Here is a 12,168-nt window from a genome sequence, read left to right as displayed (position 1 = left end):
TCTCTAAGTGTCCTTGTTCACGTAAGTTCTTTTCCCACGTGAAGAGAGTTCTGACGCCAACATCAAAAACCTTGGCTGCCTCGACATGGCTGTGCCCCTCTTTGATGTAATCTAATGCTCGCTGTTTAAAATCTGTACTATATGCCATAGCTTTATTATAACATGCTTGTTTGAAACTAAGCAACTATAATAGTCAGCACATCGTCAAGTTTTCCTGATTTGAGGTAGTTGATAGAGGATTGGAGTGTCACTCCATCAAGCCCCAGAGATATGAGCACCAAACCGCTGATCTGGTCGCAAAGGGTAAAGAGATAACCACCATGGGCGTTGCCATAGTAGTTGAGCGACGAGTCCACTACTTTGGTCGTCACCACAACGTGACCATCTCTCATTTGTTCAATTTCGTAATTTTCAAAGGCAGATATAGCGTCAAAATGAAAATCTTTCATTGTTTCCTCCTGATATTTCAAACGACACTATGATACTACTTTTTATAGGACTGTGCAAGGAGAAAGCTCCTAGTCTGGCAAAATTCCAACCTGCTCCACAAAGCGCATAAAGGCTGCCTGTCCTTGTTCTGTCTGCTTGTAGACACCTGCATCCTCCAGTACACGCGCAAAGATAGCACCAACAGAGTCCTTGACGATTTCAAGGGCTTTTTCTTTATCCGCTAGGTCTGGATGTTGGACTTTGAGTTGGTCTGCCCATTCCTGATGATAATCGGCAACTGTATCACCATCTCCCACGAGATAGCTAGCGACTTGCTCCACCTCTTCTTTCAGACGAGGTGGTAAAATAGCCAAGCCCATGACCTCAATCAAGCCGATATTTTCCTTCTTGATATGTTGGACATCCTTGTGAGGATGATAAATGCCATCAGGATGTTCTGGTGATGTTTGATTATCTCGTAAGACCAAGTCCAACTCAAACTGTCCATCGCGTTTACGAGCAATTGGTGTGATGGTGTGATGCGGTGTTCCGTCCGTCTCTGCCAAAATCTGCACACTAGAATCTGAATACTGACGCCATTCCTGGAAAATCTTATCAGCTAAGTTAATCAAATCCTCTTTGGAATCCGAAGTCAAGCGTAGGACAGACATTGGCCACTTGATAATTCCAGCCTTGACCTGCTCAAAACCAGCAAATCGGAAGGTCTTTTGCAAGGGAGCCAATTCCATAGGAAATACGTGACGGCCTCCCTGATAATGATCGTGAGTTAGAATAGAGCCCCCCACAATCGGCAGGTCGGCATTAGATCCAGCAAAATATCCTGGAAACTGCTCTACGATAGCCAACAGACGTTCAAAACTCTGACGACTAATGGCCATGGGACGATGCTGGCCATCTAAAAAGATACAATGCTCATTAAAGTAAGCATAGGGCGAATACTGGAACCCCCATTCCTGACCAACCATTTCAAAACGGATAATCCGGTGGTTGCTGCGAGCTGGGTGGTTGACCCGACCATGGTAACCCTCATTCTCTAAACAAAGTTGACACTGAGGATAATTACTAGCTTGCACCAACTTGGCTACCGCAATCTCTTTCGGATCCTTTTCAGGCTTAGAGAGATTGATGGTAATTTCAAGTTCTCCATAATCAGATGGAACACGATAAGCGATATTTTTAGCAATGGCCTTGAGTTTGATGTAGTCATTTTTCTGACTGAGTTGATAAAAATCCTCTATCGCTTGCTCAGGAGAGTAGGCATAGGCTTCCCAGAAGTCACGATTGACCTGACTCGGACAAGGAGTCACCAAGTCCATCAGTTCAGTACCAAGGATTTCACGCGCAGTCTGACTATCCTCAATCGTCTCTAATCGAACGGCTTCCTCAACTAGCTGGTCCTTGAGGTCAATCAATTTATCCAGATTGGTCTCAACTTCCAAAACACCTTCTCCCACTCGTGCCAAAACACGATTGGTCAGGTAGATTCGATCCATTTCCTCAAATGAACTTTCAGAAATGACATGTGTTACAAATTTATCTACTAAGGTCACTATAGAGCCTCCTTTTGACTAGTCAAGGACGCGAGTGCCACCTGCAACTTCAGCGATATAGAAGCTTGGAGCGTATCCAACTACTTCCTCGTAGTGTTTGCCTACAGCTTCCTTAAAGGCCTCAACAGTATCTTTTTGAACCAAGGCAATGGCACAGCCACCAAAACCAGCCCCTGTCATACGAGCACCGAGAACTCCTTCTTGTGCCCAAGCTGTGTGAACAAGGGTATCTAATTCCAAACCAGTTACTTCATAATCATGCTCCAGAGAAACGTGTGACGCATTCATCAAACGACCAAATGTTTCCAAATCACCTGCTTGAAGGGCTGCTTGAGCTTTAAGGGTACGTTGGTTTTCAAGCACAGCATGGCGAGCACGTTTCAAACGATTTTCATCTTTAATTAGATAGCTATATTGGTCAACGGCCCACTCGTCCAATTCACCCAGGGTCTGAATATCCAAGGCAACTTGCAATTCTTCCACTGCTTTTTCACACTCAGCACGACGTTCATTGTATTTAGAGTCCGCCAATTCACGGCGTTTGTTGGTGTTCATGATAACAACGACATTGTCCTTCAAATCAAGTGGCACCAAATCATACTCTAAGGTGTTGGTATCAAGGTAAATAGCACGTTGATCAGCCCCCATACCAATAGCAAACTGGTCCATGATACCAGAGTTGACTCCGATAAAGTTGTTTTCTGTTTGTTTTCCGATTTTAACCAAATCCAAACGGTCTAGTTTTAAATCAAAGAGATGCTCTGCCACGACTCCTGTCAAGAGCTCCAAGGATGCTGAAGAAGACAAGCCAGCACCATTTGGGATATTCCCATAAACATAAAAATCAAAACCTTTGTCAATCACGTGCCCAGCTTCTTGCAAGAAATGAAGAACCCCTTTTGGATAATTGGTCCAGTTGTGCTCTTTTTCAAACTTGAGGTCAGCGAGAGGCACTTCGATAATGCCCTTGTCCTCAAAGTTAGCTGAGTAGAAACGCAAGACTTGGTCGTCACGCTTACGAGCTGCACCGTAAGTTCCCAAGGAAATAGCAGCAGGAAAAACGTGCCCACCGTTGTAGTCTGTGTGTTCACCAATGTATCCAAGGAATTTCCCAAGGTCAATCCTTTTTACTAAAATTTTAGTAAAACATCAGTAAAAAGAAGAAAAATATGATATACTAACCTAATCAAGGAGGATTTATGGCTACCTTAAAAGACATTGCACAGCTAGCCTCTGTCTCTATCGCGACCGTATCCCGTGTCCTCAACCGCGACCAGAGCCTATCTGTTACAGAAGAAACCAGACACCGTATTTTAACCGTTGCTGAAGAGCTGGGCTACACCAAGCACCTCAAGACAGGCGAGTCCCATAAACCCAAGCAAAAGATTGCCATTATTCAATGGGGCAGCGAACAAGGGGAGCTAGACGACCTCTACTACTACCAGATTCGCCTAGGAATAGAAAAAAGAGCCCAAGAGTTGGACTACGATATCTTGCGCTATTTTAATGACCACCCTTTTACCCTAAGCGAGGAAGTGATTGGAATTCTCTGCATCGGAAAGTTTAGTCGAGCTCAGATTTCTGCCTTTGAAGAATACCAAAAACCCCTGGTCTTTCTAGACAGTGATACACTTTCTCTGGGGCATACTTGTATTATTACGGACTTTTACACTGCCATGAAACAGGTTGTCGATTATTTCCTCAGCCAAGGAATGGACCGTATCGGGATTCTAACAGGCCTTGAAGAAACAACTGACCAAGAAGAAATCATTCAGGATAAGCGGCTGGAAAATTTCAGAAACTACAGTCAAGCAAAAGGAATCTATCATGATGAACTGGTCTTTCAAGGAAACTTTACTGCCCAGTCTGGCTATGACTTGATGAAGGAAGCCATTCAGAGCTTGGGAGACCAACTCCCACCAGCATTTTTCGCAGCCAGCGATAGTTTAGCCATCGGTGCCCTTCGTGCGCTCCAAGAAGCTGGAATCAGCCTACCAGACCGTGTCAGCCTCATTTCCTTTAACGACACCAGCCTGACCAAGCAGGTTTATCCTCCCCTCTCCAGCATCACAGTTTATACTGAAGAAATGGGGCGAGCAGGTATGGATATTCTTAACAAAGAAGTACTCCACGGTCGGAAAATACCTAGCCTGACCATGTTGGGAACCAAACTGACATTAAGAGAAAGTACCCTAAATCAAGAATAGGATAACATAAAAAACGAATAGAGTTCTAAAACTCCTATTCGTTTTTTATTCGATTACAATCATAGACTTAATTGTCTTACGTTCATCCATATCTTTGTAGGCTTGGTCGATATCTTCCAGTTTATAACTTGAAGTAAAGACGCGACCTGGATTGATATCACCATCAAGGACGGCTTTTAGTAAAAATTGCTTATCGTATGTTGTAGCAGAAGCTGCCCCACCTGCTACAGAGATATTTTGCATAAATGTCGAACCAAGAGCACGATTATTATAGTGTGGGACTCCTACAAAGCCCATACGCCCTCCATTATGAAGAACACCTAGCGCCTGTTCTATAGCAGCCTCCGTACCAACACATTCAAGTGCTGCGTCTGCTCCTCCACCGAGGATTTCACGCACCTTGGTAATTCCTTCTTGACCACGTTCTGCAACAACAGCTGTCGCACCTGACTCCATAGCCATCTTTTGACGGTCTTCATGACGGCTCATAAGGATAATTTGTGATGCTCCACGCATCTTAGCCGCGATGACAGCACATTGACCAACAGCCCCATCACCGATAACAACAACCTTGTCCCCTTTTTGAACATTTGCAACACGCGCCGCATGATAGCCTGTCGGCATGACATCTGCAAGAGTCAAAAGGGACTTGAGCATCCCTTCTGTATAGTCAGAAGGTTGACCAGGGATTTTAACCAGCGCCCAGTTTGCATAGTGGAAGCGAATATATTCTGCCTGAAAATCACCCCCCAAATTATTGCCAATATGATTGTCGCAAGAACCGTCAAATCCAGCAAGACAGGCATCACACTCACCACATCCATGTGTAAAAGGGACAATCACAAAATCACCTGGTTTCACCGTCGTAATGGCTTCCCCAGCTTCTTCAACAATCCCAATCGCTTCGTGTCCACTATTTTTGTGTCCAGCTTTCGTTTCTGGATTACGGTACCTCCATAAATCTGAACCACAAACGCACGCACGAACCACACGAATAATCACATCATCCGCTTCTATTATTTGCGGACGTTCAATGCTAGCAAGTCCAACCTGACCTGCCTTTGTATATACTGCTGATTTCATTTAAAATTTTCCTTCCTTATAAAGTTTAATTTTGAGATTTAAGCGATTTAAAGCCGTCTGTAACTGAGACAAGCGCTCCTCTAATTTTTTCTTTTCCTCTTCTAAAATACCAAGCCTCTCCTCTCGCGTTTCATCCCCCTTTTGGTAGAGCGACATATAGTCAACTAAACTGTCTACAGAGACACCTGTCGAACGAAAACACTTAATAAATTCCAGCGCTTCTATATCCTGATCTTGAAAATCACGAATCCCAGTTGCAGTACGAGTAATCGGTGGCACAAGACCAACCCGTTCATAATACCGAATCGTATCCGCTGAAATTCCCAACAAATCACTGGCAGATTTAATATTCATAGGCTAACCTCCTCTCCTTTCATTCACTGAGTTTAAGCTACTCTAACTCACTTATCTTATTATATAACTTTGAGTTGACTCCAAGTCAAGCATTTTGCACCTAATCGAAAAATTTTTATCATTAACAATCATATATCTGGAGTTTATACAATGCTCTTCTCTTACCAATTTTTGAAATATTTAAATAATAAAGAAATTACTCTATTCCAAATAAGATAGTACCCAAGTATTTTTCACTTTTTTCTAATGTTGATGCTCATAACTCCGTTCCAAGTCACACACCTTTCGCTTATGGGTTTGGTGAGTTTCTAGGTCAGCATCAATTTCAATGGTAATATTTTGAAAACCACAATCTTTTAGGAAAATTCGAATAGACTCTTTACAAGTTTCCATATGTTCCATTTCTTTTAGACAAACATGGACAATGGCATTTTTTTCCAAAGCATCCATAGTCCAGAGATTAAGCTGATTAAGGCTGGCCACATTGTCCAATCGCTCCAGGCCACTCTTTACTTGCTTGATATCAAGACCTTCTGGCACAGCATCCAAGAAAATCTTGAGTGTAGACCAAAAACGTGGAAGGGTTTTTGAAAGAATAAAGAAAGAAATGACAAGGGACAAAAGAGGATCTAGGATATACCAGTCCGTAAATCGAAGAACAATCGCCATCAGGATAACAGCTACCCACCCTAGCGTATCTTCCAGAAAATGCAAACTCAGAATAGACTCATTCTTTGTCTTTCCCTTACCAACCACCAGACTCGCTAACAGATTGATAGTAATCGCAATAATTCCTAACCAGAGAATCCCCTCATCATTGACTGGTTGCGGATGCAAAATCTTCGTGACATTTTCCAAAATGACTAGAACAGAGCCCGTTACGAGAATCACAGCTGTTACCAAGGCTCCTAGCAGGCTAAACCGCTTATAGCCCAAGGTGTACTGATTGTCTTCTTCACGATTGGAGATTGTTTCTAGAAAAGCTGATATTCCAATTGCAATCGCATCTCCCAAGTCATGCACAGAGTCAGCAAGAACAGCGCTAGAACCAAATACTCCACCTGCAATAAACTCAACAATGGCATAAGTCAAATTTAAGAAAAAAGCCACCCAAACAGCATATTTTGCCTTCATATTTCTCATTCCTTTGTTATAATAGATTTATGAACACCTTGTTCATTATCATTATCCACTAAAACTCAAAGAAAGGATAGAAGCAAAACGTCAGCTTTATTCAGTTCTGAACAATTTGCCTTAAGTGTCCATATGACTAACATTGACCGCCGTATCAGCAAAACCAAAAAAGCCATCTATCAAGCTTTTATACAACTTTTGAATGCTAAGGGTTACGAGGCCACTACTGTTCAGGATACCATTGATCTCGCAGATGTGGGACGATCCACCTTTTACTGTCACTATGAGAGTAAGGAGCTTCTTCTAGACCAGCTCTGCCGCTACCTCTTCCATCATCTTTTTGAAAGAGAGCAAGCCATTTCAACCGAAGATTACCTAGCCCACCTCTTTCTGCATTTTCAGAAAAACCAAGACCATATCACCAGTCTACTATTCTCCAAAAATGACTATTTCCTCCGTCAACTACAGAGAGAGCTTGAGCACCACGTCTATCCCATGCTGGCTGCTGATTTGAAGCAAACTCACCCAAGTCTACCTACTTCTTACCTCCAACACTTGGTCGTGTCCAACTTTATCGAGACATTGACCTGGTGGCTCAAAAAAGGTCAAGATTTCACAGACCAGGAAGTTGTCCAATTTTATCTAGACCTTCTCATTCCTAAAAATTGAATATAGAGTAAAGCTCAGTTGTCTTATTTCTAGGTTACTGAGTTTTTTATCTTTTCAACAACAAAAGAGGACCCGCCGATCCTCTTTTTCATACTATAAATCCTTGATTATCAACTATATCTGTTTTAATCGAAATCTCAAAACAGCACTTTCAAACATCTTTTCCTAGTTAAGTAAATCAGTATTCTGCTTAGCTGCCTTGCTCCATTGATACCAACCAACTAGACTGTTAATGAGATAAATTAGATATTTCCCTTGAATTTGCAGGCTTTCTCCCCACCAGAGATAGATTGAAAAGACATTGGTAGCCGCCCAGAATATCCACTGTTCACGGTAAACAGCTGTCATGAGGATTTGCCCTACCCCATTGGTTGCATCTGTGATTGAATCACGATAGGGACGATTGGCACCAATAGACTGATAAATGAAGCCAAAGGCCAACCACCAAAGCACACTAATGGAAAGATACTTTGTCCAGCCCTTGCCGTCCAGTTTACGCGCGACAAACTCCTGCTTTTCCTTCTTAAACTGTGCCTGATAAATCCAAACTAGAAGTCCAATTGGCTGCATGACTGTGAAGTAAAGTGTCGTCAGCACCTCACCATAAAAGCCTTTCTGTAGGGCCAAAATAAGGTAAATAACAGAGTTAATCAAGCCAAAAAGATAATTACTTGCTCGACCTTCCGATACAAAGATTACACAGATAATCCCTGTCAAGCTACAAATCATCCCAATCCAGTCAACAATACGATGTTCGTAAACCAACTCCAGCCAGAGAGGAAAACTTCCTAAAACCAGCAAATAAATCCACTGGGCAAAACTACGATGGGCAAAGAGGTCATCCCAGATAGCCTTCATAGTTCCTGAAAATCCTAAATCAGCCATAGCCGCAACCATACGACGGTAACCACCTGACATTTCACCTAGGGTTGTTTTGATATTTTCAATTTTCTTTTGCAAATAAGTATGCATCATTTCTCCTTTTGTTTTTAAAGAGCCGTGTCTGGATAGACTTTCGGACGCAACGCTCTATTAGATAATGAACTGCCTATACACAAGATTTCTAACCTTAGTCGACATGAGCTGAAACCCCTTATTTGTTAAGTAGTTCACAAAATATTATACACCTATTTTATGAATAGTCAACTGTCTTTACAGTAAAATTTTAGAAAATCATGAAAATTTTCTCTTTCTTTCCATTTTAAGTGACATTCAGTCATTCTCACATCAAAAAAGCCCAGACGAAATTGTCTGAGCATTCTTTTATCTAGTCGTTTAAGGAAGTTGAGTTCAGTATGTTTAAAGTCTCTACCCCATCATTTCTTCAACAAACCTTGTTCTTGTAGAAATTCCTTGGCTACTTGTTCTGCTGACTTGCCTTCAACACCGACTTGATAGTTGAGCTGGCTCATCTGGCTTTCAGTAATTTTACCAGCCAATTTATTGAGAACTGTTTCCAACTCTGGATGTTTCTTGAGAAGAGCTTCTTTCATCAGTGGAGCCCCTTGATAAGGTGGGAAGAGTTGTTTGTCATCGTCCAATACCTGTAAATCATAACGTGCCAACTCTGCATCGGTTGAATAGGCATCCGTGATTTGAATATCACCTGACTGAATTGCCTGATAGCGAAGGGCTGGCTCCATGGTCGCCACATTAAGATTGAGACCATACATTGACTGCAAGCCCTTATTTCCGTCTTCACGGTCATTAAACTCGAGAGTAAAACCTGCCTTCAGCTGCCCTTCCACTTTTTTCAAGTCCGAAATGGTCTTCAAGCCATATTCTTGAGCAATCTTTTTCGGAACAGCTACAGCATAGGTATTTTGATAAGACATGGGTTTGAGATAGGCTAGATGATCCTGTTTGGCAATACCATCACGCGCTACATCATAAACCTGCTCTGGCTCATGACTCACTTTCGGTGATGGCTGAAGTAAACTTTCAGTCACCGTTCCTGTAAATTCAGGATAGATGTCAATATCGCCTTTTTTCAGAGCTTCATAGAGAAAGCTTGTTTTCCCAAAATTTGGTTTAACAGTCGCAGTCATACTGGTATTTTCTTCAATGAGGAGCTTATACATATTGGCCAAAATTTCTGGTTCTGGACCCAATTTCCCAGCAATGACCAAGTTCTCTTTCTCTTTTTGAGCTAAGAGGGCTGGGCTATAAGACAAACCAAGCAATATGGTCACCAAGGCAAAACCAGAAAAAATCGTCCGCAATTTTGCTTTTTCCATCACTTTTAGTAGGAAGTTAAAGGCAATGGCAAGCACTGCTGAAGAAAGGGCCCCAATCAAAATCAGACTGGCATTATTACGGTCAATTCCCAAAAGGATAAAGGAACCTAGTCCCCCAGCACCAATCAAGGCAGCCAAGGTTGCCGTACCGATAATCAACACTGCTGCCGTCCGAATCCCAGACATGATAACCGGCATAGCCAGTGGAATTTCAAACTTCTTGAGTCGCTCCCATCTAGTCATCCCAAAGGCAATCCCAGCCTCTTGCAGACTCGGATCAATTCCCTTGAGTCCAGTGATGGTATTTTGTAAAATCGGAAAGATCGCATAAATTACTAGTGCTGTCAAAGCCGGCAAGGTTCCAATTCCCATCAAGGGAATAAAGAGCCCCAACAAGGCCAGAGACGGGATGGTCTGGAAAATCCCTGCAATCTGTAAGACCCAATCCGCCAACTTCTCATGATAGCGAAGATAAACAGCCAAGGGAATCGCAAGCAAAATAGCTAGTAACAAGGTCAAAAGTGACAACTGCAAATGTTGAGATAGGGCTGTCAACCAATCACCAAAACGATCCTGAAAAGTTGCAATTAAATTAGTCATGAATACTACCTCCAAACAAGTCTGCAACAAAGTCTGTTGCAGGAGCTTTTAAAATAGTCTCAGGATTCGACACCTGACGAATCTCTCCATCCTGCAAGACAGCAATACGGTCCGCCAATTTCAAAGCTTCATCCGTATCATGGGTTACAAAAATCGTTGTCATCCCAAACTCTTTATGCAATTCTTTTGTCAGAACCTGCAACTGTTTTCTCGAAATAGCATCAAGAGCCGAAAAAGGCTCATCCATGAGGAGAATCTTAGGCTGACCAATCATAGCACGGACAATACCAACCCGTTGCTGTTCTCCACCAGATAGTTCACTAGGCAAACGATGCCCATACTCAGCTACTGGTAAACCAACCTTGCCCAAAAGCTCTTCTGTTTTCTGAGCAATTTCTTCCTTAGTCCAGCCCTTCATCTCAGGAATCAGGGCAATATTTTCCGCAACCGTTAGATTTGGAAATAGGGCAATGGCCTGTAAAACATAACCAGTAGACAGACGAAGTTCACGCTCATCATAGTCTTTGATGCGCTTGCCATCCATATAAATATTTCCATCAGTCGGTTCCAAGAGACGGTTAATCATCTTAATCATGGTCGTCTTACCTGAGCCAGATGGCCCAACTAAAACCATAAATTCCCCATCCTCAATCTGTAAGTTGACATCTCTCAAGACATCCTTTTCTGTGTAGCGCAGTGCTACATTTTTGTATTCAATCATTCTTTGTCCTCATTTTAAAACTTTCCTCGATTGGTCATGTCTTCTACCTTAGGCATGACTTCCTTATTGTCCCAATGCTCTACAATTTTTCCATTTTCTAAACGGAAGATATTGTACTGGGCATAAGCAAGGCCATCAATCTGAGTCTGACCATAACTAACCACATAGTTTCCTTGTCCTAAGAGTTGGAAAACAAAGTCGAAAGCGGCCTTTACTTATAAACAGCTAATTTGATCTATTTTAATCCTCTTTTGCCTTCTCTTTCAGATTCGCCAAAATTCTTTCTTGAAAGGCTTCAAATTGCCGAATTTCTTCCTCTGAAAATCCTTTGTAAAAGATCGTATCCAATTTCTGACTAACACGATGCCCCACTTCTTTCTGGGACTTGCCTAACTCCGTTAAAACTAAATACTTCTTACGCTTGTCTTTTCCACACGGACTAACAATTACAAGCTTTTGTTCCTCTAGCTTTTTTATCATAGTCGTCAGCGTATTATTCGCAAGCCCAGTCGCAAGCGCGATATCTGTCGCAGTTGCGCAGCCAGTTTTACTATTCCATAAAACCGCTAAAATCTTACCCTGCTCACCCCTATAAAGAGCCTCAGGATCTTGGCTCAGTAACTTCTGAAAAATCCGCCCATTCAACAAACGAATATGATGGGCTAGCAAATGACTATCTTTCATAACACCTCCAATTATTTCGATATCGAAATGAATAGAATAATTGTAACACTTGTCCTTTCAACTGTCAACTATTTCGATTTAGAAATAATTTTTGATAATGATTTACATCACCATACTCCGGTTCAACTAACTTTTAACGAGAGTTTCTAAACTCCTTCGTCCTCCAGTCTACAAAAGCCTTCCATCTGTACTATACTATATTTTATGAGGAGTCACGTTTTTCCTATCAGACCATTTATTTTAAAGATAGAAGTCAATCATAATTGCTTCCATCTGTTCTTTTATAGTATATTGAAGTTGGACTAGGGCACTGTATCTTCTAAAACATCGATAGAAAGCGATTTAATTCCCCCAATCAATTTGTTCATATCTTATTTCATCCCGCTATAATTTCACCTTACCCTATCTTTTTCGTAGCACCCTTCAAACAGCCTATACCCTACCGTTTGACGATTCCTCACTTCGCTCCACTTCCATTA

At 42.0% G+C, this 12,168-nt stretch carries 11 protein-coding genes and 3 pseudogenes; 2 read left to right on the top strand and 12 right to left on the bottom strand.

The features are described 5' to 3' along the window. The 4 genes and pseudogenes from HT688_RS10785 to HT688_RS10770 form a co-directional block, all read right to left on the bottom strand. On the bottom strand, positions 1-148 hold a 148-nt coding region (locus tag HT688_RS10785; RefSeq protein ID WP_240148175.1), incomplete at its 3' end, for an IS630 transposase-related protein. 40 nt (positions 149-188) lie between these two features. Continuing rightward, a pseudogene (locus tag HT688_RS10780) lies at positions 189-449 on the bottom strand (PaaI family thioesterase); the annotation flags it as partial. A 69-nt stretch (positions 450-518) separates the two neighbouring features. Next, positions 519-2,000, bottom strand: a complete 1,482-nt coding sequence (locus tag HT688_RS10775; RefSeq protein WP_050207790.1) for a UDP-glucose--hexose-1-phosphate uridylyltransferase — start codon at positions 1,998-2,000, stop codon at positions 519-521. 18 nt (positions 2,001-2,018) lie between these two features. Further along, a pseudogene (locus HT688_RS10770) lies at positions 2,019-3,104 on the bottom strand (galactokinase); the annotation flags it as partial. 95 nt (positions 3,105-3,199) lie between these two features. On the opposite strand from HT688_RS10770, the gene galR reads away from it, so the two are divergent. Beyond that, positions 3,200-4,207: a DNA-binding transcriptional regulator GalR gene (gene galR / locus HT688_RS10765; RefSeq protein ID WP_172923784.1), complete on the top strand. Its 1,008-nt coding sequence runs from the start codon at positions 3,200-3,202 to the stop codon at positions 4,205-4,207. 45 nt (positions 4,208-4,252) lie between these two features. Here galR and HT688_RS10760 read toward each other — a convergent pair whose 3' ends face one another. The 3 genes from HT688_RS10760 to czcD form a co-directional block, all read right to left on the bottom strand. After that, entirely contained in the window at positions 4,253-5,290 is a 1,038-nt protein-coding gene (locus HT688_RS10760; RefSeq protein WP_000833735.1) for a zinc-binding dehydrogenase, read from the bottom strand. Further along, positions 5,291-5,644, bottom strand: coding sequence for a stress response transcriptional regulator NmlR (gene nmlR / locus HT688_RS10755; protein WP_001022631.1), 354 nt, complete (start codon positions 5,642-5,644; stop codon positions 5,291-5,293). Between the two features lie 243 nt (positions 5,645-5,887). Continuing rightward, positions 5,888-6,778 (bottom strand): cation diffusion facilitator family transporter CzcD, encoded by an 891-nt coding sequence (gene czcD / locus HT688_RS10750; RefSeq protein WP_000645109.1) that lies wholly within the window; start codon positions 6,776-6,778, stop codon positions 5,888-5,890. A 132-nt stretch (positions 6,779-6,910) separates the two neighbouring features. On the opposite strand from czcD, the gene HT688_RS10745 reads away from it, so the two are divergent. Further along, a complete protein-coding gene (locus HT688_RS10745) occupies positions 6,911-7,447 on the top strand; it encodes a TetR/AcrR family transcriptional regulator (RefSeq protein WP_172923783.1) in 537 nt (178 codons plus the stop codon). A gap of 165 nt (positions 7,448-7,612) precedes the next feature. Here the strand turns inward: HT688_RS10745 and pnuC are convergent, their stop codons facing one another. The 5 genes and pseudogenes from pnuC to HT688_RS10720 form a co-directional block, all read right to left on the bottom strand. Next, complete coding sequence (gene pnuC, locus HT688_RS10740; protein WP_000557779.1) at positions 7,613-8,419, bottom strand: nicotinamide riboside transporter PnuC; 807 nt, start codon at positions 8,417-8,419, stop codon at positions 7,613-7,615. 344 nt (positions 8,420-8,763) lie between these two features. Then, a complete protein-coding gene (locus tag HT688_RS10735) occupies positions 8,764-10,284 on the bottom strand; it encodes an ABC transporter permease/substrate-binding protein (RefSeq protein ID WP_050207782.1) in 1,521 nt (506 codons plus the stop codon). After that, positions 10,277-11,005 (bottom strand): ATP-binding cassette domain-containing protein, encoded by a 729-nt coding sequence (locus tag HT688_RS10730; protein ID WP_050207779.1) that lies wholly within the window; start codon positions 11,003-11,005, stop codon positions 10,277-10,279. The genes HT688_RS10735 and HT688_RS10730 overlap by 8 nt, the downstream gene beginning before the upstream one ends. A 14-nt stretch (positions 11,006-11,019) precedes the next feature. Further along, positions 11,020-11,208: pseudogene (locus tag HT688_RS10725) on the bottom strand (nuclear transport factor 2 family protein); the annotation flags it as partial. Between the two features lie 37 nt (positions 11,209-11,245). Further along, entirely contained in the window at positions 11,246-11,689 is a 444-nt protein-coding gene (locus HT688_RS10720) for a MarR family winged helix-turn-helix transcriptional regulator (RefSeq protein ID WP_000655206.1), read from the bottom strand. Between the last annotated feature and the right edge of the window lie 479 nt (positions 11,690-12,168).

The organism is Streptococcus sp. 1559 (genome assembly GCF_013276735.1).
Lineage (GTDB): Bacteria > Bacillota > Bacilli > Lactobacillales > Streptococcaceae > Streptococcus > Streptococcus pseudopneumoniae.
This window is presented reverse-complemented; position numbering and strand designations above follow the sequence as displayed.